Annotated in this window: 21 protein-coding genes; 13 read left to right on the top strand and 8 right to left on the bottom strand. The window is 68.0% G+C overall.

The window, feature by feature from the left end:
* Positions 1–58: 58 nt before the first annotated feature.
* Positions 59–382 carry a 2Fe-2S iron-sulfur cluster-binding protein gene (locus tag V0Z78_RS10440; RefSeq protein ID WP_336344568.1) on the top strand — a complete coding sequence of 108 codons (324 nt, stop codon included), beginning with the start codon at positions 59–61 and terminating at the stop codon, positions 380–382.
* 13 nt (positions 383–395) lie between these two features.
* On the opposite strand, the gene V0Z78_RS10435 is transcribed toward V0Z78_RS10440, so the two are convergent.
* Positions 396–1,544: an ABC transporter ATP-binding protein gene (locus V0Z78_RS10435; RefSeq protein ID WP_409338697.1), complete on the bottom strand. Its 1,149-nt coding sequence runs from the start codon at positions 1,542–1,544 to the stop codon at positions 396–398.
* A gap of 280 nt (positions 1,545–1,824) precedes the next feature.
* Here V0Z78_RS10435 and V0Z78_RS10430 point away from each other — a divergent pair, with 280 nt between their 5' ends.
* From V0Z78_RS10430 to V0Z78_RS10415, 4 genes are all read left to right on the top strand, one after another.
* Complete coding sequence (locus V0Z78_RS10430; protein WP_336344566.1) at positions 1,825–2,919, top strand: lysylphosphatidylglycerol synthase transmembrane domain-containing protein; 1,095 nt, start codon at positions 1,825–1,827, stop codon at positions 2,917–2,919.
* A gap of 78 nt (positions 2,920–2,997) precedes the next feature.
* Positions 2,998–4,200: an alpha-1 4-glucan-protein synthase gene (locus V0Z78_RS10425; RefSeq protein WP_336344565.1), complete on the top strand. Its 1,203-nt coding sequence runs from the start codon at positions 2,998–3,000 to the stop codon at positions 4,198–4,200.
* Between the two features lie 39 nt (positions 4,201–4,239).
* On the top strand, positions 4,240–5,388 hold the full coding sequence (locus tag V0Z78_RS10420; RefSeq protein ID WP_336344564.1) for an extracellular solute-binding protein: 1,149 nt from the start codon (positions 4,240–4,242) through the stop codon (positions 5,386–5,388).
* Between the two features lie 11 nt (positions 5,389–5,399).
* Positions 5,400–7,562 carry a DUF7846 domain-containing protein gene (locus V0Z78_RS10415; RefSeq protein WP_336344563.1) on the top strand — a complete coding sequence of 721 codons (2,163 nt, stop codon included), beginning with the start codon at positions 5,400–5,402 and terminating at the stop codon, positions 7,560–7,562.
* A gap of 78 nt (positions 7,563–7,640) precedes the next feature.
* Here the strand turns inward: V0Z78_RS10415 and V0Z78_RS10410 are convergent, their stop codons facing one another.
* Genes V0Z78_RS10410 through V0Z78_RS10400 form a run of 3 tightly spaced genes read right to left on the bottom strand, consistent with a single transcriptional unit; the run spans position 7,641 to position 10,549 of the window.
* The gene (locus tag V0Z78_RS10410; protein WP_336344562.1) at positions 7,641–8,372 is read right to left on the bottom strand and encodes a dolichyl-phosphate hexose transferase; all 732 of its coding nucleotides are present in this window, start codon (positions 8,370–8,372) and stop codon (positions 7,641–7,643) included.
* 57 nt (positions 8,373–8,429) lie between these two features.
* Positions 8,430–10,013 (bottom strand): GMC family oxidoreductase, encoded by a 1,584-nt coding sequence (locus V0Z78_RS10405; RefSeq protein ID WP_336344561.1) that lies wholly within the window; start codon positions 10,011–10,013, stop codon positions 8,430–8,432.
* On the bottom strand, positions 10,010–10,549 hold the full coding sequence (locus tag V0Z78_RS10400) for a gluconate 2-dehydrogenase subunit 3 family protein (RefSeq protein WP_336344560.1): 540 nt from the start codon (positions 10,547–10,549) through the stop codon (positions 10,010–10,012). Before V0Z78_RS10400 ends, V0Z78_RS10405 begins: the two co-directional genes overlap by 4 nt.
* Before the next feature lie 125 nt (positions 10,550–10,674).
* On the opposite strand from V0Z78_RS10400, the gene V0Z78_RS10395 reads away from it, so the two are divergent.
* The 6 genes from V0Z78_RS10395 (at position 10,675) to fabG (ending at position 16,279) form a co-directional block, all read left to right on the top strand.
* Positions 10,675–12,276, top strand: coding sequence for an ABC transporter permease (locus V0Z78_RS10395; protein ID WP_336344559.1), 1,602 nt, complete (start codon positions 10,675–10,677; stop codon positions 12,274–12,276).
* Between the two features lie 102 nt (positions 12,277–12,378).
* Entirely contained in the window at positions 12,379–12,720 is a 342-nt protein-coding gene (locus tag V0Z78_RS10390) for an AbrB/MazE/SpoVT family DNA-binding domain-containing protein (protein ID WP_336344558.1), read from the top strand.
* On the top strand, positions 12,713–13,159 hold the full coding sequence (locus tag V0Z78_RS10385) for a hypothetical protein (RefSeq protein ID WP_336344557.1): 447 nt from the start codon (positions 12,713–12,715) through the stop codon (positions 13,157–13,159). Before V0Z78_RS10390 ends, V0Z78_RS10385 begins: the two co-directional genes overlap by 8 nt.
* Before the next feature lie 61 nt (positions 13,160–13,220).
* On the top strand, positions 13,221–13,757 hold the full coding sequence (locus V0Z78_RS10380; RefSeq protein ID WP_336344556.1) for a poly(R)-hydroxyalkanoic acid synthase subunit PhaE: 537 nt from the start codon (positions 13,221–13,223) through the stop codon (positions 13,755–13,757).
* Complete coding sequence (gene phaC, locus V0Z78_RS10375) at positions 13,754–15,445, top strand: class III poly(R)-hydroxyalkanoic acid synthase subunit PhaC (RefSeq protein WP_409338695.1); 1,692 nt, start codon at positions 13,754–13,756, stop codon at positions 15,443–15,445. Before V0Z78_RS10380 ends, phaC begins: the two co-directional genes overlap by 4 nt.
* 90 nt (positions 15,446–15,535) lie before the next feature.
* Complete coding sequence (fabG, locus tag V0Z78_RS10365) at positions 15,536–16,279, top strand: 3-oxoacyl-ACP reductase FabG (RefSeq protein WP_336344555.1); 744 nt, start codon at positions 15,536–15,538, stop codon at positions 16,277–16,279.
* A 12-nt stretch (positions 16,280–16,291) separates the two neighbouring features.
* Here fabG and V0Z78_RS10360 read toward each other — a convergent pair whose 3' ends face one another.
* A complete protein-coding gene (locus V0Z78_RS10360) occupies positions 16,292–16,537 on the bottom strand; it encodes a DUF2071 domain-containing protein (protein ID WP_336344554.1) in 246 nt (81 codons plus the stop codon).
* Between the two features lie 80 nt (positions 16,538–16,617).
* Here V0Z78_RS10360 and V0Z78_RS10355 point away from each other — a divergent pair, with 80 nt between their 5' ends.
* On the top strand, positions 16,618–17,772 hold the full coding sequence (locus tag V0Z78_RS10355) for a thiolase family protein (protein WP_336344553.1): 1,155 nt from the start codon (positions 16,618–16,620) through the stop codon (positions 17,770–17,772).
* Positions 17,769–18,128 carry an OB-fold domain-containing protein gene (locus tag V0Z78_RS10350; RefSeq protein WP_336344552.1) on the top strand — a complete coding sequence of 120 codons (360 nt, stop codon included), beginning with the start codon at positions 17,769–17,771 and terminating at the stop codon, positions 18,126–18,128. The genes V0Z78_RS10355 and V0Z78_RS10350 overlap by 4 nt, the downstream gene beginning before the upstream one ends.
* 78 nt (positions 18,129–18,206) lie before the next feature.
* On the opposite strand, the gene V0Z78_RS10345 is transcribed toward V0Z78_RS10350, so the two are convergent.
* The 3 genes from V0Z78_RS10345 to V0Z78_RS10335 are packed head-to-tail and all read right to left on the bottom strand — an operon-like array spanning position 18,207 to position 21,193.
* Positions 18,207–18,854, bottom strand: a complete 648-nt coding sequence (locus tag V0Z78_RS10345) for a DUF7547 family protein (protein ID WP_336344551.1) — start codon at positions 18,852–18,854, stop codon at positions 18,207–18,209.
* Positions 18,855–18,891: 37 nt separating this feature from the next.
* The gene (locus V0Z78_RS10340) at positions 18,892–20,058 is read right to left on the bottom strand and encodes a GNAT family N-acetyltransferase (RefSeq protein WP_336344550.1); all 1,167 of its coding nucleotides are present in this window, start codon (positions 20,056–20,058) and stop codon (positions 18,892–18,894) included.
* A gap of 37 nt (positions 20,059–20,095) precedes the next feature.
* The gene (locus V0Z78_RS10335; protein ID WP_336344549.1) at positions 20,096–21,193 is read right to left on the bottom strand and encodes an NADH:flavin oxidoreductase/NADH oxidase; all 1,098 of its coding nucleotides are present in this window, start codon (positions 21,191–21,193) and stop codon (positions 20,096–20,098) included.
* Positions 21,194–21,271: the final 78 nt, after the last annotated feature.

The following is a 21,271-nucleotide window of genomic DNA, read 5'->3' as shown; positions in this document are numbered from 1 at the left end:
ACGCCACGTCGTGCGAACCGGAGCCAACCGTTTTGACGACCGAGATCGAAGCTCCGGTATGCCCACCGTGACGTTCGAGAACGAGCGAATCGAGTGCGAGACGGGTTCCGAGCTACGCGAGACGCTGCTGGAGGCGGATCTGTCGCCGCACAACGGCGCGTCGAACTACGCCAACTGCGGGGGTCGGGCGATCTGTGGTACCTGTGCGGTCGAGATCGATGGACCGACGAGCGAGATGACCGACCGCGAGCGCGAACGCCTCTCGAAGTGGCCCCACGACCTCGATTCGGGGCTTCGGCTGGCCTGCCAGACGCGCGTCGAGGGCGACCTCGAGGTGCGAAAACACGGCGGGTTCTGGGGACAGAAGGTCGACGAGCGGTAAGCGAAACCGGGGGTCAATGCTCTTCGAGGGGAAACCACGCCAGGTCATGCGTGGCGGCGAGCTCGACGGTCACGGGCGTGTCGAGCGAGATCTGCTCCGCGTGGTTGTGCATCGCCTCGACCACGTCGCCGTCCTCGAGCTCGACCCGGTAGAGCACCGTCGGCCCGAGATACCGGCGGTAGGTCACGCGTCCGTCGGCGCCCTCCTCGCTTTCGGCCGGCCGGACGAGCACGTCGTCGGGCCGGACGAGCACGTCGATCCGGGTGTGGTCGTACTCGGTCGCCAACCCGTAGATCCGGTCGCGACCCACCGGCCCCAGCGAGGTCTCGACGAGGTCGCCCGAGACGTAGCCCGAGAGGAAGCTCGCGTGGCCGAGGAATCCCGCGACGAACCGGGATCTGGGGTGCTGGAACACCTCCTCGGGCCGGCCGATCTGCTCGATCGAACCCTGGTTCATCACCGCGACCCGATCCGAGATCGACATCGCCTCCTCCTGGTCGTGGGTGACCGAGATCCCGGTGACGCCGGCCTCCTTGAGGATCCGGCGGACCTCCTCGCGCATCTCCACCCGGAGGTCGACGTCGAGGTTACTGAACGGCTCGTCGAGCAGCAGTATCTCGGGCTCGGGCGCGAGCGAACGTGCGAGCGCGATGCGCTGTTGTTGGCCGCCCGAGAGCTCGCTCGGCTCGCTGTCGGCGTGGTCTGCGAGCCCCACCAGATCGAGCAGTTCCTCGACGCGGGCCTCGCGCTCGTCCTCGGGACGGTCGTCCAGCCCGAACCCGACGTTCTCGGCCGCGCTGAGGTGGGGAAACAGCGCGAAGTTCTGGAAGACGATTCCGATGTCCCGGCTTTCGGGGCCGACGAACGCGTTCCCGTCCGCGACGGTCGAGTCACCGACTCGAACCCGCCCGTCGTCGGGCCGTTCGAGGCCGGCGATCATCCGAAGCGTCGTGGTCTTCCCGCAGCCCGACGGACCCAGAAGCGTCAGCAGTTCTCCCTCGCGGACCGAGACCGATAGATCGGAGACGGCCGTCTCGGGACCGTAGCGTTTCGTGACGCCGTCGAGTTCGAGGGCCGTGGTCTCCGGTTCGGTCTCCCGCTTCTCACGCGTTCGTTCGACACGTACTGATTCAGACACTGTCGTATCCCTCCCTGCGGCCATTCAGTCGACGTTCTGCCCCGAGGCGGCGCGAACATCGACGGAGCATTCCGTTCCATCGCCGGCTCGATCGGGAGACGGCGGCTGACGCCCGGAACGGCATCGGTCGACTCATGGATCGTTTCGCTTTCCGCGTACCACATCTACGCGTTTAGGTCTTCCTAAACCGGCGAGCGGTCCCGTCGGACGGCGCGACGCTCCGAGACACGGCGTCGGCGTGTCGACCGCGTTCGAGGTCAGCGGAGGTAGATGGAGTTAACTGTCCGTTCGGGCCAGAGAGGGTATGGACGGGAACGAGGGGGAGGCGCGTTCGAACGCGAAACGGGTGACGACGCGCCGACTGACGCTCGCGGGAACCGCGCTGCTCGCGGTCGCGCTCGTCGCCGCGGTCCTGACGGTCGACGTCGACCCCGTCGTCGAGAGCGTCCTCCGCGCGGACCCGCGGGTTCTCGGGGTCGCGACGGTCGTCTACGCCGCCTCCTGGCCGCTCCGTGGACGACGATACGACGACGTGCTGGGAACGATGGGACAGCAGGGTGGGACGGGCTTTCTCACCATGGCCACCTTCGCGAGCCAGACGGCCAACCTCGTCGTTCCCGCACGGGCCGGCGATGCGGTCCGGGCGTACCTCGTGAAACGCCACCGCGCGGTCCCCTATCCCTCGGGCTTTGCCTCGCTCGCGGTCGAGCGTGCCTTCGACCTGCTGGCGTTGGTCGTGCTGTCGGTGGGCGCCCTCGTCGTGGTCGTCGCGACGGGCGGGCCGAACGCGCTCGGACTCGCGGCCGTCGACGGGGGCGGGTCCGCCGTCGGAGCCGCACTCTCGGTCGGTCTCGCAGCCCTCGTCCTGACCGTCGTGGTCGTCGCCGCGACACGGAGCGACTCGTCGATGGGATCGACGCTTCGGGCGCAGGTCGCCGGACGTCCGAGGATTCGGCGGGTCGTCGAGTGGGCGCTCCGGTTCGCCGACGACGTCGGGGTCGTCGCTCGGGATCGCCGCGGTCTCGCGGCGATCGGGGTGGGGAGCCTCCTCGTCTGGGCGCTCGACGCGCTGACGGCCGTGCTGGTCCTGGCGGCGTTCGGGACCGACCTCGACGTCGGAACGCTGCTGGTCGCGGGTACGCTCGCGGTCAGCGTTGGTAACCTCGCGAAGGTGGTTCCGCTCTCGCAGGGCGGGATAGGACTGTACGAGGCGGCGTTCACCGGACTGATCGTCGGAATCACGCCGGTCGGCGCCGGAACGGCGCTCGGCGCGGCCATCGTCGATCACGCGCTGAAGAACGCCGTCACGCTCGCCGGAGGCGGCCTCTCCCTCGCGGCGTTCGACGTCTCGCTCTCGGAGGCGCGCGAGCGATCGGCCGGTCCGGAGCCGGAGCCGTGAACCGACGAGGCGTGGATCCCGGTCGCCGATTCGCATCGGCAAATTTTTTAGGGAGGCCTAAAGAGTGCTCGTAGGGAAATGAGCCGCGACATCTGCGTCATCGTTCCGACCATCCGGGAGTACGACTGTCTGCGCGAGTACTTCGGGAACGCACGCGACCACGGGTTCGACCTCTCGCGGCTCCACGTCCTGCTGGTGACGGAGGACTTCTGCGAGACCGACGCGATGGAGGCGATGCTCGAGGAGGAGGGCGTCTCCGGGGAGGTCTTCGACGGCTCCCGGCGCCGGGAGTGGTACGAGGAGAAGGGGATCGCGGAGTACGACCACCTCGTTCCGGCGGCGAGCCACGCGGAGACGAGCTTCGGGTTACTGTACATGTGGGCCGGCGAGTTCGAGTACGGGATCTTCATCGACGACGACACTCTCCCGCACGCCGAGGACGACTTCTTCGGCCGACACATGGCGAACCTCGCGTTCGAGGGCGAGGTCGAATCGGTCTCCTCCGACGAGCAGTGGGTGAACGTCCTCTATCAGAACGCCGACGAACACGGGCTCTACCCCCGCGGATACCCCTACTCGGCGATGGACGAGACCGTCGAGACCGACACTCGGGAGATCGAGGACGTCGTCGCCTCGCAGGGGCTCTGGACGAACGTTCCGGACCTCGACGCCGTGCGCATCCTGATGGACGGCGACCTGGAGGGACAGGCCCAGACCCGGACGGCTCGCGAGGAGTTCGAGCGCGACTTCGTCGCCGAACGCGGGAACTACCTCACCGTCTGTTCGATGAACCTCGCGTTCGAGCGGGAGGTGATCCCGGCGTTCTACCAGCTACCGATGGACGACAACGCGTGGGACGTCGGGCGGTTCGACGACATCTGGAGCGGCGTCTTCCTCAAGCGCGCCTGCGACGTGCTCGGAACGCGGATCTACAACGGTCGTCCGCTCTGTGAGCACAACAAGGCGAAGCGCTCGACGTTCGACGACCTCCACAACGAGGTCGCTGGCCTGGAGCTCAACGAACACCTCTGGGAACTGATCGACAGCGTGGAACCTCCGGTTCCACGGGCCGCTCGGACGGACGGATCGTCCGAGGACGGGGTGGGAAGGGACGCCGACGACTACGCCGCGGTCTACGAGGCGATGGGCCGGCGGCTCGCCGAGGGCGAGTTCGACGAGTACCGAAACGGGGCCTTTCTCAACCACGTCGGCGAGTCCATGCTCGACTGGCTCGAGTGTCTCGACGCGCTCTCCCGGGTCCCCGCGGTCGCCGACGACTGAAACAATAGGTATAAGTTCGTTTAGGGGAGCCTAAAACACATGACGCGACGAAACCTCGACTCGAGCACTCGCCGGCGGTTCCTACTGGGGACGACGGCTCTCGGAACCGCGGGCGTGGCGGGATGTACGGGATTGTTCGGCGACGACGGGGACGAGGGTAACGGAAACGAGAGCGGGAACGAGTCCGAGATCGGCCAGATCGGTTCGGGCCGCGAGGGGCGAGACGCGCCCGGCGGGACGCCGATGGACGAGATGCCGCCGCTCGAGGGCGAACTCACGGTCTACTCCGGTCGCGGTGAGTTCCTCGTCGGCGACCTCCTCCAGTACATCGAGGAGCAGTACGACGACTTCTCGGTGGACGTGCGCTACGGCGACTCGACCGACCTCGTCAACCAGATCATCACCGAGGGCGAGGGGACGCCCGCCGACGTGTTCTACTCGGTCAACGCCGGGTCGCTCGGCGCGCTCGCCGACGAGGGCCGCACCCGATCGCTTCCCGACGACCTGCTCGAACTGGTTCGCGAGGAGTTCCGCGCCGAGAGTTGGATCGGCACCTCGGGTCGTGCTCGGACGGTCCCGTTCAACACCGAGGCGCTCTCGGCCGACGACATGTCGAACAGCATCGACGATTACTCCGGCGGCTTCGAGGGATCGCTCGGCTGGGCGCCCTCCTACGGCTCGTGTCAGGCGTTCGTCACCGCGATGCGGCTGCTCAGAGGCGAGGAGGAGACCCGCCAGTGGCTGGAGGGCGTCGTCGAGAGCGGGATCACCGACTACCCCGACGAGTTCGCGACGTGTCAGGCGATCGCCGACGGCGAGATCGACGCCGGCTTCACGAACCACTACTACATCCAGCGCGTGCTCGACGGCTCGCCGGACGCGCCCATCGAGACGTCGTTCACCCAGGGCGACGCCGGGGCGATCTTCAACGTCGCGGGGGGAGCCGTCACCGACGCCGCCGCTGACGTCGACCTCGGCGCGAACTTCATCCGACACCTGCTCTCCGCGGAGGCCCAGGACTACTTCGCCCGGACCACCTTCGAGTACCCGCTGATCCCCGACGTCGAGCCCGTCGGCGACCTCCCGACGATCGACGAGCTCAACCCGCCCTCGGAGCTGGATCTGACCCAGCTGTCGGATCTCGAGCCGACGATCAACCTGATGCGTGACGTCGGGATCGACGTCTGACGCGGCGCGTCATGGTCCCCGTTTGGCGATCGAACCGTGAACGTCTCGCCGCCGCGTTCGTCGCGGCGGTCGCCGCCGTCGCCGTTTTCGTCGTCGCTCGCGAGGTCTTTCCCTACCACTCGAACAACCACGACGAGGCGGTATACCTCCAGCAGGCGGCGATGCTTCTAGAGGGGCAGCTCCAGCTGTACGCCGGCGAGCTCGCGGGCGCGTTTCGCCCCTGGTTCTTCGTCGAGGACGGCGGCCGGCTCTACCCGAAGTACGCGCCCGTGCCGGCCGCGATGTACGCCGTCTCGATCGCGCTGTTCGGCGAGCCGCGGGTGACGCTCGCCGCCGTCGCGGCAGGCAACGCCGCGCTGGTCTATCTGTTGGGATCGATGGCGTTCGACCGACGGGTCGGCATCGTCGCCGCCGCGCTGTTCGCGGCCGCGCCGCTCTCGCTCGTCACGGGGTCGGTCTTCCTGCCGTACGCACCGACCACGCTGTTGAACCTGCTGTTCGCCGTCTGTTACCTCCGGGGCGTCCGTCGACGCGATCCCCGGTACGCCGTCGGCGCCGGCATCGCGGTCGGCCTCGCCTTCTTCGCGCGACCCTACACGGCCGTGCTCTTCGCCGTGCCGTTCATCGCCCACGCGCTGTGGTCGGTCGGTCGAGCGCTCCGCGAGCGGGGTCTCAGACCGCCTCCCGAACCCGTTCGAAGGCAGGCACTGACGGCGGCCGGCGGACTGGCGTTCGTCGGCCTGACGCTCGCGTACAACGCCCACCTGACGGGCTCGCCACTCGTGTTCCCTTTCGAAGCGTTCGCGCCGATGGACGGCCCCGGGTTCGGCCGGCGCCGGCTCCTCGATCACTCGATCGAGTACACGCCAGAACTGGGGCTGCGCGCGAACGGGTACGTGCTGTGGTACCTCGCGACGCGCTGGTTCACCGCCGGCCTCCTCGGGACCACGTGTGCGCTCTGCGGGCTCGCGATCGCGATACGTCGCCGACTGAACGGAGGGGCGACCTCGGCGCTGTACGAGGCCGACGCGGTCGCCGTCTCGGCGCTCGCGGGCCTGTTCGTGACGGTCACGGCCGGGAACGTCGCCTTCTGGGGGAACCGCAACGTGCTCGCGACGATGGGAGATCCCACCGACGGCCTGATCGCGCTGATCGGCCCGGTCTATCACTTCGATCTGCTCGTCCCCCTGTCGGTCTTCGCCGCGGTCGCGGTCGTCGCCGGCTGGCGCCGGCTGCGTGAACTGCTCTTCGATCGACTCTCCCGGCGCGGCACCCGCCTCGTGCTGGCGATCGTGCTCGTCGCGGGCCTCGCGCTCGGAGGCGTCGCGAACGCCGCCCTCGTCGGCGCTCCGCTCGAGCGAAACGCCGCCCACACCGAGAAGTTCGAGCGGGCTTACGAGCCGTTCGAGACGGCCGAGTTCGACGACGCGGTGGTGTTCCTTCCGACGCCGTACGGCGAGTGGCAGAACCACCCCTTCCAGTACCTCCGCAACGAGCCGGGGTTCGACGGGGAGGTCGTCTACGCGCTCGATCGCGAGCCGGCCGAGGACTTCGCCGTCGTCGACGCCTACCCCGACCGGGAGTACCACCGCTACGCCTACCGCGGCGAGTGGACGCCGGAGCCGGATCGCCACGTCGTCCCGAAGCTCGAATCCCTCACGGTGCGGGAGGGCGAGCGCCTCGCGGGCGAGACCGCTATCGGCGTGCCCGACTCCGCGAACGTCGATCGGGTGACCGTACAGGTGGAGAACCGAGCCGGCGACCGTGCGACGTACGCGATCGACGATCCCGGCGAGAGGATCGCCGTCGAGTGGACGCTGGATTCCGACGCCGCGCGGCTCGTCGCCGTCGAGGGCGGGACGCCGGCGACCGGCGGGATCGAGGCGAACGACGAGCCGTCGGTCGCAGTCGGCGCCACCGACGAAATCGTCGTCCTCGTTCGGCTCGTCGGGCACGACGGCTCGACGCTCACCTATCGACAGGCGACGACGGTACGCACGACCAATGGAAGCGTCGAGGCGCTCTGGCCGCCCGAACGGACGGTCTGTCCGCTGGTTGACGACTGTGGCAACGAGGGAACGTACCTGCCGGATCGGCCCGACGCACATCGGGAGGGCGTCGTCTTCGAGACGAACGTCGAGGAGAGCGACGAGACGGAATCGGGATCGCGCTGACGTATTTGCGTCCGGCATCTTCGGTGCGTTCACCGCCGATCTCGAGAAGGACGGGATCGATCACCCGCGTCCGTCCCGTCAGCGAAACCGTTCTTCGAGACAGACCTTCACGATCGACGCGGCGATCTCGGCGCCGCCCCGAACGGGATCGAGTTTGGTCTCGCCTGCGCGTTCGCGGTACTCGATCGGACGCTCGCGGACGTCGTACCCGCGCAGCACCGGACGGATGAGGAGTTCGGCCGAGAGCCCGGTGTTCTCGGTCCACTCGATCGACTCGACGACCTCGCGGCGATACGCGCGCATCCCAGTGGTGGTGTCGTGGACGCGGTTCCCCGAGAGGACGCTCGTGAGCAGCGCGAACGCCTCGTTTCCTAGCCTGTTTGCCGCCGGCATCGCGTCGGCGCCGTAGTAGAGCCGATCGCCGCTCACGACGTCGTAGCCCTCGTTGATCAACTCGAGGAAGTCGGGGAGCGCCTCCATCGGATAGGTGTCGTCGCAGTCGGTCGTCACCACGACGGGCCGATCGGGCGCGAGGATCGCCTCGCGCACGGCGACGCCGTAACCCTGGGGCTCCTGTTCGATCACGCGCGCGCCATGCTCGCGCGCGATCTCGGGCGTGCGGTCCGAGGAACCGTCGACGCAGACGACCTCGGCCTTCCCGTCGGTAACGCGCTCGATATCGGAGAGCACCGTCCCGATCGCCTCTTCTTCATCGTACGTTCCCATCACGACGCTCACGTCCTCGAAGGTGAACTCTCCGGGCTCGTCGGTCGTCGCGGATCGCCGGATCGATCGCAGGAGATCGCTCATGACCGCCCCTTCCGAGCGCTCGTACTTGTCTTTTTAGGTTTGCCTAAATCACCTGAGTCAGAGCGCTTCGTCGACCGCCTCCGCGGCCCGGAGCGCGAGCGCGGCGATGGTGAGCGTCGGGTTGACCGCGCCGCCGGTGGGGAAGACGCTGCTTCCGACGATCCAGCAGTTCGAGAGGTCGTGGGTTCGCAGCCGAGGGTTTACGACGCTCTCGTCGGGGTCCTCGCCCATCCTGGTCGTCCCCATGTGATGGAAGGCCGGACCGGCGTTCTCGGGGCTGACGGTCCAGGTTATCTCGGCGCCCATCTCCTCGAGGATCGAGCGTTGCACCTCGTTCGCGCGTTCGAGGGTGCGCAGCGCGCGGTCGTCGAGGTCCCAGTGGATCTCGGGGACGGGGTTGCCGTGATCGTCGGTCCGGTCGGGATCCAGCCCGACGTAGCTCTCCTCGCGGGGGAGCTGTTCGACCAGCGCGCCCAACCCGACGTGGGTGCCGTACTCGGACCGCAGTCGATCGAGCAGGGCGTCGCCCCACTCGTCTCCCCCGAGAGCCGTCTCGACGGGCGAGGGACCGGCGTAGTTGAAGAACTCCAGTTTGAACGGGCCGACCTCGCTATCGGCGTCGTCGTAGAACTGGTGGCTCTCGCTGGTGAGGAAGCCGACGTGGTTCTGGCGGGTCGGCTCGTCGATCGTGCCGCCCATCCCCGCGAAGGGGTGATCCATGAAGCATCGCCCGACGAGGCCGCTCGAGTTGGCGAGGCCGTCGGGATAGCGTTCCGAGTCCGAGAGCAGTAGTAGTCGAGGCGTCTCGACGCCGCCGCAGGCCAGCACGAACGCGTCGGCCTCCTGTCTGTGGGTCTCGCCGTCGGGCGTCGCGTAGGTCGCGGCCTCGATGCTCTCGGCGCCGTGTTCGAGGCGCTGGACGGGGGCGCGATCGATCACGGTCGCGCCCCGCTGCTCGGCGGCCCGGACGTGGACCGAGGCGTCGTACTTCGCTCCCGACGGACAGACGGGCTGGCAGGTGCCGTAGCCGACACAGGCACCTCGATCGCCGTAGGGTTCGGAGTTGCGGGCGTTCGGGACCGAGTGCATCGCGATTTCGAGTTCCTCGCAGGCCTCGGCGAACAGCCCGTCGCTGTAGGAGGGCGCGAACGCGGGCATGGGAAACGGCTCCTCGCGGGGCGGGCCGAACGGGTTGTCGTCGGCGCCAGCGACGCCGAGTTCCCGCTCGGCTGTGGCGTAGTACGGCCGGAGGTCGTCGTAGGAGAGCGGCCAGTCGACGCCGACGCCGTACCGGCTCCGGGTCTCGAAGTCCGCCTCGTGAAGCCGCATCACCATCCCCTGCCAGTGGAGCGTCGAGCCGCCGATCCCCTTGACGCGGGCGTGGTTCAGCGGGTAGGATCGCTCGCCGGAGTTCGAGTGGGCGTCGCGCTCGCCGTCCATCTCCCAGACGTCCGGCCGGTCGTACGCCGGGCGAATCGCTCGTTCCATGCGCTCGATCCGGTCGGCGTCGTCGAACCGGGGACCGGCGTCGAGGATCACGACGCCGTGGCCCGCGCCGGCGAGCCGATCGGCCACCAGCGCGCCGGCCGGCCCGGCCCCGATCACGCAGACGTCGGCCTCGACGGGGGTTCGGGCGCTCACGCGCTCGGCCCCCGCCGGTAGGAGTCGATCCCGCCCGGGTGACCCTGTGGGTTCTCGAGGCCGGCCAGCTCGCCGCCGGTCGGCGAGGAGTACAGCGCCAACAGCAGCTCGTTGACCACGTAGTAGCGAACCCGCTGGGCGGTCGTGCCGTCGGGATTCTCCTCGGCCGTGTGTGCTCCGACCTCCCGGAGGAGGCGGTCGCGGTCCTCCCGAGAGAGCGTGGCGAACCGGCCGTCGTACCACTCGGCGGCCAGATCGTCGAGCTCCTCGACGGCGTCGTGCAGACCGGCGGCGTGGTCCTCCCGATCGAGACGGCCATCGAGGAACGTCCCGACGAACGTCTCGATGCCGGAGAGTTCGCTCGGATAGACGACCTCGGCGGCGGCGACCAGCGTCTCCCGAATCCGCTCGCCGTTCTCGTCGGACTCGCCGTCGTCGAGGTCGCGGACCCCGACCGCGGCCGTGCCGGCACCGATGGCACCGATGGCACCGACGGCGCCGAGCGCGACGAGCGCGTCCCGCCTGGTCAGCTCCATGCGAGGCGATTAGGCTAACCTAAACCTTATATCCGTTGAACCACGATCCCTTCCGAGAGAGGGGCTGCGGCGCGATCGGAACGCGACGGGGCCGCGTCCGTCCGGACTCCTCGAATTCACCACCGATGAGATCAGTCGTTCCCACCTCGCTGCGCTCGCGAATCCACGGTCTCCCGTTCGGACTGGCGCTTCTATGCGGCGCGATCGCCGCGATCGTCGTGTTCCCGCTGACGTGGCTCGTCCTCCAGGCGGCGACCGTCGATCCCGAGCGCGCGCTGTCGATGCTGGCCCGTCCCGCGACCGTCGAGGTGGTCGTCAACAGCCTGCTGCTCATGGCCGCCGTCACCGTTCTATCCGTTCTCATCGGCGTTCCGCTGGCGTTCCTCACCGTTCGGACGGACCTGCCGTTCCGGCGGTTCTGGTCGATCGTCGTCTCGCTGCCGCTCGTGATCCCCAGCTACATCGGCGCGTTCGCGTTCGTCTCGGCGTTCGGTCCACGAGGCGAGTTCCACTCGCTGCTCGCCCCGCTGGGGATCGAGCGCCTGCCCGAGATCTACGGCTTCCCGGGCACGGTCGCCGTCATCACGCTCTACACGTATCCCTACGTCTACCTCACGGCTCGGGCCGCGCTGCTCTCGTTCGACACGACGCTCGTCGACGCCGCGCGGACGCTGAACCACGGGCGGTGGTCGGCGTTCCGGCGGGTGACGCTCCCCCACATCCGCCCCGCGATCGCCGCGGGGGCGCTGCTGGCCGCGCTGTACGCCGTCTCCGACTTCGGGACGCCGACGATCATGCGCCTGCCCGTGTTCACCCGGCAGATCTACGTCGAGTACAACGCCTTCGGACAGGACTACGCGGCGCTGCTCTCGTTGCAGCTGCTCGTGATCGTGATCGCCGTGCTGGCGCTCGAACGGTGGGTCCGGTCGGAGCGAACGATCCACGGCGACCTCGGCGAGACCCCCGGCGAGGCCGTCGTCCCGCTCGGGAGGCTTCGCTGGCCCGCGACGCTGTTGCCGGCGTCGATCGCCGTGTTCGCGCTGGTCGTACCGATCTGGATCCTCGGTCTGTGGCTGGTCACCGCCGAGACCGGAGGACGGCCGTCGCTCGCCTTCGAGTGGGCGTTCGCGTTCAACTCCGTCTGGGTCGCGGGAGTCGCGGCGCTCGTCGCCACGCTCGCGGCGCTGCCGGTGGCGTACTTCGCCGCCACCGACGACGGCCCGCTTTCGACGGTGTTCGAGCGCGCGACGTACGTCGGCTTCGCGGTTCCGGGGGTCGTCCTGGCGCTCGCGCTGGTCTACTTCGGCGCGGGCTACCTGCCGGGGCTCTACCAGACGATCCCGCTTCTGGTGTTCGCCTACACCGTCCGGTTCATGCCCCAGGCCGTCGGCGCGATCCGGACCACCACCCGACAGGTAGATCCACGCCTCGTCGAGGCAGCACGCACGCTCGGCGAGACCCCCCACCGGGCCTTCCGCCGGGTCACCCTCCCACTGATCGCCCCCGGCGTGGTCGCCGGAGCGGCGCTGGTCTTCCTGACGACGATGAAGGAACTGCCGGCGACGCTGATCCTCCGACCGACGGATTTCGAGTCGCTCGTCACCCACATCTGGCGCGCACAGGAGGCGGCGTACTTCCAGTACGCCGCGGTTCCCGCGCTGTTGCTCGTGGTCGTCTCGGGGCTGTCGATGGTCGTGCTCCTCTCGCAGGGCGAGGCGGGTCGGTAACCCCGAGCGAGGCCCCCGAATTCGACATTGAACACCACTTGAGGGTATCTCGTGGCATCTCTAGGTAACGCTTATCCCGGTGGCGTCCCTTCTCACGAATAGATGACGAACGAGGGTGACAATCCGTGGTGGCCGCCTGCGATGTTCGCGAACCAGATGCAGGAGGCGAGCGAGGAGGCCGTCGGACAGCAACAGAAGCTGTTCGCGGAGTGGATGTCGAAGATGAACGACGGCGCGGCCCCGTCCGTACCGACGGGCGGTCTGGGCGGGCTCTCCGGGCTCTCGGCGATGAGCATGGAGGCGGCGACGTTCAAGACGCGCGTCCAGAGCGGCGGGCGCATCAGCATCCCCGACGCGGAGCGCGAGGCGCTCGACATCGACGAGGGCGACATCGTTCAGACGATAGTCATTCCCCTCGATACGGGAGGCGACGACGATGACTGAGACGCCCATGGAACGAGCGTTCGACGCACAGTCGACGATGCTGCGGCGGAGCACTTGGGCGTTCGGGCGCGGACTCGCGACTCAGCGCGAGGCCGTCGAGGCGTTTCGCGACGTCCTCGACGCGCAGGAGGAGACTCAGCGCCGGAACGTCGAGGCGACCCAGCGTGCGGTCGACGCCTACTTCGAGGCGCTCCCCGGCGCGGGCGCCGCGGCAGGCCAGGAGGCCGTCGACGAGGGGTTCACGACGCTGCTCGAGTTCCACGCGCAGTCGTGGGACGCCGTCGACCGGCTCGCGGCGGAGAACGCCGCAGCCTACGACGAACTCGTCGAACAGTACGCCTCGATGGTCGACGCTCGCCCGAGGGGAGACGCCGCGGATCGGACGCGAGCGCGAACCGAGGTCGTCGTCGAGCCAGCCGAGGACGCGAACGAGCGATGAACCTTTAGCCTTTTCAATGCGGCCGACCATACTACAAACGATGAGCGAAACGGAGCTACCCATGTCAGAACCAAACCAGTGGAACGAGTTCATGCAAGCCATGAACCAGCAGTTCGCACAGAGTCTAGAACAGAACGTCGAGGCCCAGACCCAGTTCGTCGAGTCCTGGTTCGAGACGCTCGAGCAGACGAGCGATCCCGAACAGATGGGTGAGGCCTTCGAGGGAACCGCCAACGCGTACACGACGTGGATGGAGGCGTCCCAGCAGGCCTACGAGCGCTCGATGGACGCGATGAGCGGCGAGGACGTCGAGCCCGAGGAGTTCCGCGACATCTGGCTCAACGCAGCCAACGAGGCGTTCAAGGAGGTCGCCGATACGACGGCGTTCGCGGCGACGACGGGCCAGACCGTCGAGGAGGCACTCGAGTATCAGCAGCAGATCGACGATCTCGCCGACGAGACGCTCCACACCCTCGGCTTCGCCACCAAGCGCGACGTCCAAGAGGTCGGCGAGCGACTGATCGAACTCGAGCGCCGCCAGCACGCCGTCGAGCGGAAACTCGACACGGTCATCGACCACCTCGAAGACGAAGAATGACGGCCTCCAACCCGAACCCCTTCACCGCCGGGCTCGACCTCTACCGGAAGAGCTGGGAGAAGACCGCCGACGCGCTCGAGAAGGGCGCCGACGCGCCCGAACAGCTCGAACGGCTGGCCGATGTCGACGTCGGCCAGACGCCGAGCGAGGTCGTCTACGAGGAGAACAAGCTCGAACTGCTCCACTACGAGTCCCAGACCGAGGAGCAACACGACGTCCCGATCCTCATCGTCTACGCGCTGATCAACAAGCCGTACATCCTCGACCTGCAGCCCGACCGCAGCGTCATCCGCACGCTGCTCGAGAACGGCTTCGACGTCTACATGATCGACTGGAACGAGCCCTCGGCGATGGACGCAGGGCTCACCCTCGAGGACTACGTCCAGCGCTACACCGACAACTGCGTCGACGTGGTCCGCGAGCGTTCGGGCCAGGACTCGATCAACATCCTCGGCTACTGCATGGGCGGAACGATGAGCGTGATGTACGCCGCACTCCACCCCGAGAAGGTCAGAAACCTCGGGCTGATGGCCGCCGGGCTCTGCTTTACGGGCACGGGCGGCGTCCTCGAGCAGTGGGGTGACGAGGAGTACTACTCGCCCTCGACGGTGACCGACACCTTCGGGAACGTCCCCGCCGACTTCCTCGACATCGGGTTCGCGATCATGGACCCGGTGCAGAACTTCGTCACGAAGTACGTCCAGCTCTACGACAACATCGAGGACGAGGAGTTCGTCGAGAACTTCGGTCGCATGGAACAGTGGATCAACGACGGGATCGACGTCGCCGGCGAGACCTACAAGCAGTTCCTGATCGACATCTACCAGAACAACAAGCTCGCGAAGAACGAGCTCTACGTCGGCGACGAGCACGTCGACCTCTCGAACCTGGAGATGCCGATCGTCCAGATCGTCGGCGAGTACGACCACCTGATCCCGCCGGAGGCCTCGACGCCGTTCAACGAGCTCGCCGCGAGCGAGGACACCGAGGTCATGGAGTTCCCGACGGGCCACATCGGGCTGTCGGTCTCCTCGAAGTCCCACGCCAAGCTCTGGCCGCAGGTGTGTGAGTGGTACGCCGAGCGCTCGGGCGCCGAGGAACCCGAGGCCGAGTCGATCGAGAAGGGCGAGGAGCCCGACGCCGCTCTCGCGGAGGACGTCGAGGTCGACGCGGCCGATCTCGAGGAGGAGCCCGAGATCAAGAACGAGGAGGACATCGATCTCGAGGCCGACGAACTCGACGACGTCGAGACCGACGCGGACTCGGACGAAGACACGAACGCCGGCGTCGACGTCGACGCTCCGACCGAGAACGGGACCGACGGAGGCGTCGACGTCGCGGCCGAAACCGACGAGGACGAGGCGGCACCCGACATCGGGGCGGGAGACGCCGACGCGGGACTCGAGAGCGAACCCGACTCCGAGGAAGGGGCCGACCTCGAGACCGAGGTAGCGGAACGAGCCGACCGCGACGGCGACGAGGAGCCGGTCGTCGAGAGCGCGGCGCGGACCGATCTCCGAACGATCCCGGGCATCGGCGACTCCTACGCCGAGCGTCTCCAGGAGGCCGGCGTCTCGAGCGCCGAGGAGCTCGTCAACGCCGACGCCGAGGAGCTCGCCGAACACATCGAGGTCTCGACCATGCAGATCGAGACGTGGGCCGAGAACGCGCGACGCGACGAGGACTGAACGGCCGCGTTCCGGTCGTTTCTAGGCAACACTTACGGGGAAGACGGTAGCATATCCCATCCGGAGCGGGGAGTCCGACTCCGTACAACAATGGGATTCGAAGATCGTACCTGTTTGATAACAGGATCGTCGAGGGGTATCGGTAGCGGCATCGCTGAGGAGCTCGCCGACAAGGGCGCGAACGTCGTCATCAACTACCGCGCCTCGGCGGGCGCGGCCGAGAAGGTCGCCGACGGGATCCGCGAACAAGGGGGCGAGGCGATGATCGCGCAGGCGGACGTCACCGACGAGGAGGAGGTGGCGGCGATGCACAAGGAGGTCGACGACGCGTACGGCTCGGTCGACGTCCTCATCAACAACGCCGGCATCAACGTCGACACGATGTTCTCGGAGATGACCCGCGCCGAGTGGGACCGTGTCATCGAGGTCGACCTCACCGGCGCGTTCGTCTGTACGAAGGAGTTCTTCGACGACATCGCGGAGGCGCCGGAGGGACGGCTGATCAACATCTCCTCGGTCGTCGGCAAGCAGGGCAACCTCGGGCAGGCGAACTACGCCGCGGCGAAGAGCGGGATGTTCGGGCTCACGCGGACGCTCGCGATCGAACTCGCCGAGAGTGGCTCGACGTCGAACTGCGTCGCGCCGGGCTTCACCGAGACGGCGATGATCGAGGGAATACCGGAACGGGTCCGCGACCGGATCCGTTCGGAGATCCCGCTCGGGCGGTTCGCGACCATCGAGGAGGTCGCCTCGACGGTCCGGTTCATCGCCAGTCCCGAGGCGTCCTACATCACCGGCGAGGTGCTCGACGTCAACGGCGGGATGGATCTCTGAGCGGCCGATCGATCACGTGGTGTCCGTTCGATCCCACCGCCTGCTTCGAGTCGTGACCACGTCCACGCCGGGACCGTAGTAGTACGCCGGTTCGTCCATGGGGCGACCGAACCCGTTCGCCTCGAACAGCGTGTTCCCCGCGACCGGGACCGTCGCCGGATGGAGCGTCCACGGTTCGTGTTCGACGTCCGTGAGGCGGATACCGACGGAGCGATCCTCGAGCCGTCCGCTCAGTCGAACCCACGGCCGACGGATCACGCGATCGGCGGACGTCCCGGAGCTACCCGCATCCCATGGGAGAACATAGCAAATAAATCCCTCCTCCGTGAGTGGGGTGTATGGACCGCGTAGCGATCATCGGCGCGTCGATGACCCAGTTCGGACAACGGGAGGGGTGGCTCAGCGACCTCCTCGCCGAGGCCGCGATCGACTGTCTCGACGATGCGAACGTGGAACCGAGCGAGCTAGACCACCTGTACACCTCGAACATGGCGAGCGGGGAGTTCGAGGGACAGACGGGCATCATGAACATGCTAGCCCACGATCTTGGGGCGATGCCCGCCTACACACAGCGGATCGACCAGACGAGCTCCTCAGGTGCCGCGGGCGCGTACGCCGCCTGGCAGTCGGTCGCGAGCGGAGCGAGCGACCTCACGCTGCTGGTCGGCGGCGAGAAGATGACTCACCGATCGACCGGCGAGTCGACCGACGTGATCGCCTCGATCACCCACCCCGTCGAGTACAAACACGGCGTCACGCTGCCCTCCTTCGCGGGGCTCACGGCACGCCACTACCTCGATAAGTACGACGCCCCCCGCGAGAGCCTCGGGAAGGTCGCCGTGAAGAACCACAAGAACGGCGTCGACAACCCCCACGCGCAGTTCCAGAAGGAGGTCTCGCTGGAGGAGGTGCTCGAGTCGCCGATCGTGGCCGACCCGCTTCGGCTCTATGACTTCTGCCCGATCACTGATGGCTCGGGGGCGCTGCTGATGTGTCCCGAATCCGTCGCCGAGGAGTACACCGACGACTACGTGTTGCTCACGGGCATCGCGGGCGCGACCGACACCCAGGTCGTCCACGAGCGCGACGATCCGACCGTGATGGGCGGGGTCGTCGAGAGCAGCCGCGAGGCCTACGAGATGAGCGGTCGAGGACCCGACGACATCGACGTGGCGGAGCTCCACGACATGTTCACGATCCTCGAGTTCCTCCAGAGCGAGGACCTCGGCTTCTTCGAGAAGGGCGAGGGCTGGAAGGCCGTCGAGGAGGGCGTCACCGACAGGGACGGGGACCTCCCGATAAACACCTCCGGCGGGCTGAAGTCGAAGGGCCATCCCCTGGGGGCGAGCGGCGTGGCACAGATCTACGAGATATACCAGCAGATCCGCGGCGAGGCGGGCCCCCGACAGGTCGAGGCCGACGTCGGCCTGGCGTGTAACGTCGGCGGCTTTGGCAACTGCGTTCTCACCGCGATTCTGGAGGGTCCACAATGACACTGAAGGCAACCAAGTACGACGACGGTACGATCACGTACCCCGGCCACCCCGTGGGGCCGGAGGGCGGCGAACCGGTAGAGGAGATCGATCTGAGCGAGCACACCGCGACCGTGATCACGTGGACGACCTCGCAGGCGACCCCGCCGGGGGTGCGCCAGCCCAACCACCTCGCGATCGTCGAATTCGAGGTCGAGGACCAGTCGGTGCGCGCGCTCGGCCAGTTGACGACCGGCGAGGTCGAGGTCGGCGACGAGGTCCGACCGGTCTACGAGGAGGAACTCAGAGAGCCCGGCGCGGGCATCCGCGAACCCGAGAGCCAGGAGTGGGACGGCTACCGGTTCGAGCCGGTCTGAGAACGCGGCCGATCGAATCGGCCGCATCGGTCGCGTGTCCGTAACTGCGATTGGAGAGAAGACGACGGTCCGGACCGGTCACGTCGCGTCTTTCTCGTTCCCGTCGTCCTCCGCCTCGTCCTCGTCTTCGTCGTCCCCATCCCCGTCTAGCTCTGCACGGATGGAGTCGAGTTCGTCCTCGACGTCGATCTCGACGCCCTCGTCCTCCGGCTCCGCGTTGGCGTCCCGATCGCGGTCCCGTTCCCGGCTTCGTGTACGGTTTCGCTCTCGTTCCCGCTCCGCATCGCCGATCCCCTCGGCGATCTCCTCGCGCAGTCGGCGAGCCTCCTCGAGGATCTCGCGGGCGTCGCCGTCCCGCGGGAGCGTATCGCCCCGTGTGGCCTCCTGGAGGTCGCGCAGTACGTCGTCGAGCCGGTCGAGGCTCCGCCGGCTCAGGTCCTCGGCCCGCACGCGGGTGTGGTCGGCCCCTTCGGCGGCCGCGCGCTCGGGATCCGCGAGCCGAAGTGCCGCCTGGAGCAGTTCGAGCGCGCGGACGTTCGCCTCGAGCACCGCTATCGCCGTGGGGATCGCCTGCCGATCGGCGAACCGGACGAGTTCGCGTGGCGTCGGCGGACGCGGCAGCCCGCCGGGACCGCGCGGCGGTCGGGGCTCGATCTCGCGGCGGAGCTCCTCGAGCGAGCGCTGAAGCTCGTCGACCCGTTCCTCGAGGTCGTCGTCGCGTGTCATGTTCGTTCCTCGGGTGCCGAGCACAAAAAGGGTCGAATCAGAAGTGCTCGCCGAGATACGTTCGACGGGCCGGGAACAGCGCCTCCATCGCGGGCCGGACGGACTCGTCGTGGATACGGAGGTCGCCGACCCGTTCGAGCGTTTCGAGCGGCCGGTAGCCGGCATACAGCTGCGAGAGCGTCTCGACGGTGGTTTCGACCGCCGCCGTCTCGGTCGGCTCGCGGGCCACCCCCTCGCCCGAGAGCGAGAACGTCCCGTCGTTCCACGGGGCGGACGGATCCGAGACCGAGATCGTCATCCGTCTCTCGAACCCGTCGGATGTCTCGAGCCGTTCCAGCGCACGAGCGACGTCGACCAGCCGGAGCATCGGCCCCGCATGGAGCGTACACTCGATCTCCCCCGGTGCATCGACCATCTCGAACAGCGGGAAGTCCGGCGGCGCGCGAAGGCTGATACGGTCGATCTGGCTCCGGTGGACCGAGAGAAAGCGCAGGAGCTGGCGTAGTGCCGCGTGGTCGGTGTAGGCCATATCGGTGACGCGGAGCGTTCTCTCGCCGTCGTCGTCGACCGCGTAGGCGAGGTACGCCCTGGGTTCGCCCTCCTCGTCCCACCGATGGACGTAGGGTGTCTCCGACCAGCGTTCGAAGACGCGTCTTCGCCACCACTCCTCGGTCCGCCGAATCGAGAGATCGGCGCGATCGCCGTGTGCGCGGTGGATCGCGTCGAGCGACGCCCACTCGTCGGCTTCGATCCGCTGGAACCGCCCCCGGTCGGGCCCCGCCGCGGACGCGAGCGTTTCGGGAGCCGTCGCGTAACGGGCGTACTCGTTGACCGTTCCCCAGCCGTAGCGCCGGTAGAACGCGTGTTCGAACGGCCACAGCAGTGAGAGGTCGATTCCGCGCTCGCGGTAGTCGGCGAGGCTCTCTTTGAGGAGTTCGGCGACGTAGCCTCGCTGGCGGTGTTCCGGCGGCGAGGCGACCGCCGAGAGACCGGCGACCCGCCGGTCCTCGCCACGGACGCGGACGGTGAGGTCGTAGTGGCGACAGACACACAGCAGCGTCTCGCCCTCGAAGAGACCGTACCGTTCGCCGGGATGGGGCCGTTCCTCGTCGTCGATCTCTGGACCGGACTCCGGCGAGAAGGCGTACGAGACGAGCCGGCGGAACTCGTCGCTTCGATCGGCGGGGATCGGGCGGTACTCCATACCCGTTCGACGGCGAGGGCGGTCAAATAGCTTCAGTTCAGAAGCCGCGCTGGTACTGCGTCGGCGGCGCGACGCGGTCCTCGGCGTCGAGTTCGCTCGCGGCGTGGAGCGTGAAGTACGGATCGCGGAGGTGCTCGCGGCCGATGATCGTGAGATCGGCCGTCCCCTCGCGGACCAGCTCGTCGGCCTGCTCGGCGTCGGTGATCCCGCCGACCGCGCCGACGGCGATCCCCGACTCGCGCTCCTCGCTGACCTGCTCGGCGAGGGGAAGCTGGGCACTCGATCCCTCCTCGGGGAGCTGCTGATCGGGGTGGAGCATCCCGCTCGAGACGTCGATCAGGTCCGCGCCCAGTTCGTGAAGCTCGTCGGCCAGCTCGACCGACTGCTCGATCGTCCACGACTCCCTGTCGGGGAGCCAGTCGGTGCCCGAGATCCTGACGAACACGGGCTTCTCGTTGGGCCACACCTGGCGGACGGCCTCGGTGACCTGCCGAACCAGCCGGGTGCGGTTCTCGAAACTCCCGCCGTACTCGTCGTCGCGGTCGTTGGTCACGGGCGAAAGGAACTCGTGGAGCAGGTAGCCGTGGGCGGCGTGGACCTCCGCGACCTCGAAGCCAGCATCGAGCGCGCGCTCGGCCGCTCGGCGGTAGTCCTCGACGAGCCCCTCGATCTCCCCCTGCTCCATCGCGTGCTGTTCGGGCGGCTCGTCGTCGTAGGGCCACGGCTCCTCGCTCGGCGCGAGTACCTCCCAGCCCCCCTCGTCGGGCTGGAGAGGTTCGCTCCCCTCCCAGGGTCGGGTCTTGCTCGCCTTGCGACCGGCGTGGGCGAGCTGGATCGCGGGCACGCTCCCCTGCTCGCGGACGAACTCGGCGATCGGCGCGAGCGCCTCGGCGTGCTCGTCGCTCCAGATTCCCAGGTCCTCGGGGGTGATTCGACCCTCGGGGGAGACCGCGGTCGCCTCGGCCATCACGACGCCCGCCCCGCCCACCGCGCGGGAGCCGAGGTGGACGTGGTGCCACTCGGTGGCGATCCCGTCCCGGTCCTCACAGGAGTACTGACACATCGGCGAGACCATTACCCGGTTGGGTAGCTCCGTCTTGCGGAGTTCGAGCGGGCTGAAGAGGTCTTCGGTCATGGAGTCCGTTACGGCGGGACGGGGAAAAGCCGTGACGACCGACGACGGCCTTGCCGGGGTCGCGCCGTCGGCGAAAAC

Source organism: Halalkalicoccus sp. CG83, assembly GCF_037081715.1.
Lineage (GTDB): Archaea > Halobacteriota > Halobacteria > Halobacteriales > Halalkalicoccaceae > Halalkalicoccus > Halalkalicoccus ordinarius.
Note: the sequence above shows the minus strand (reverse complement) of the source record. Positions and strands in the feature narration are given on the sequence as shown.

What these genes read in the sequence shown, in the direction of transcription:
- V0Z78_RS10440 (WP_336344568.1), top strand. Translation starts at nt 59, where the DNA reads ATGCCCACCGTGACGTTCGAGAACGAGCGAATCGAGTGCGAGACGGGT.
- V0Z78_RS10435 (WP_409338697.1), bottom strand. Translation starts at nt 1,544, where the DNA reads ATGGCCGCAGGGAGGGATACGACAGTGTCTGAATCAGTACGTGTCGAA.
- V0Z78_RS10430 (WP_336344566.1), top strand. Translation starts at nt 1,825, where the DNA reads ATGGACGGGAACGAGGGGGAGGCGCGTTCGAACGCGAAACGGGTGACG.
- V0Z78_RS10425 (WP_336344565.1), top strand. Translation starts at nt 2,998, where the DNA reads ATGAGCCGCGACATCTGCGTCATCGTTCCGACCATCCGGGAGTACGAC.
- V0Z78_RS10420 (WP_336344564.1), top strand. Translation starts at nt 4,240, where the DNA reads ATGACGCGACGAAACCTCGACTCGAGCACTCGCCGGCGGTTCCTACTG.
- V0Z78_RS10415 (WP_336344563.1), top strand. Translation starts at nt 5,400, where the DNA reads ATGGTCCCCGTTTGGCGATCGAACCGTGAACGTCTCGCCGCCGCGTTC.
- V0Z78_RS10410 (WP_336344562.1), bottom strand. Translation starts at nt 8,372, where the DNA reads ATGAGCGATCTCCTGCGATCGATCCGGCGATCCGCGACGACCGACGAG.
- V0Z78_RS10400 (WP_336344560.1), bottom strand. Translation starts at nt 10,549, where the DNA reads ATGGAGCTGACCAGGCGGGACGCGCTCGTCGCGCTCGGCGCCGTCGGT.
- V0Z78_RS10395 (WP_336344559.1), top strand. Translation starts at nt 10,675, where the DNA reads ATGAGATCAGTCGTTCCCACCTCGCTGCGCTCGCGAATCCACGGTCTC.
- V0Z78_RS10390 (WP_336344558.1), top strand. Translation starts at nt 12,379, where the DNA reads ATGACGAACGAGGGTGACAATCCGTGGTGGCCGCCTGCGATGTTCGCG.
- V0Z78_RS10385 (WP_336344557.1), top strand. Translation starts at nt 12,713, where the DNA reads ATGACTGAGACGCCCATGGAACGAGCGTTCGACGCACAGTCGACGATG.
- V0Z78_RS10380 (WP_336344556.1), top strand. Translation starts at nt 13,221, where the DNA reads ATGTCAGAACCAAACCAGTGGAACGAGTTCATGCAAGCCATGAACCAG.
- phaC (WP_409338695.1), top strand. Translation starts at nt 13,754, where the DNA reads ATGACGGCCTCCAACCCGAACCCCTTCACCGCCGGGCTCGACCTCTAC.
- fabG (WP_336344555.1), top strand. Translation starts at nt 15,536, where the DNA reads ATGGGATTCGAAGATCGTACCTGTTTGATAACAGGATCGTCGAGGGGT.
- V0Z78_RS10355 (WP_336344553.1), top strand. Translation starts at nt 16,618, where the DNA reads ATGGACCGCGTAGCGATCATCGGCGCGTCGATGACCCAGTTCGGACAA.
- V0Z78_RS10350 (WP_336344552.1), top strand. Translation starts at nt 17,769, where the DNA reads ATGACACTGAAGGCAACCAAGTACGACGACGGTACGATCACGTACCCC.
- V0Z78_RS10345 (WP_336344551.1), bottom strand. Translation starts at nt 18,854, where the DNA reads ATGACACGCGACGACGACCTCGAGGAACGGGTCGACGAGCTTCAGCGC.
- V0Z78_RS10340 (WP_336344550.1), bottom strand. Translation starts at nt 20,058, where the DNA reads ATGGAGTACCGCCCGATCCCCGCCGATCGAAGCGACGAGTTCCGCCGG.
- V0Z78_RS10335 (WP_336344549.1), bottom strand. Translation starts at nt 21,193, where the DNA reads ATGACCGAAGACCTCTTCAGCCCGCTCGAACTCCGCAAGACGGAGCTA.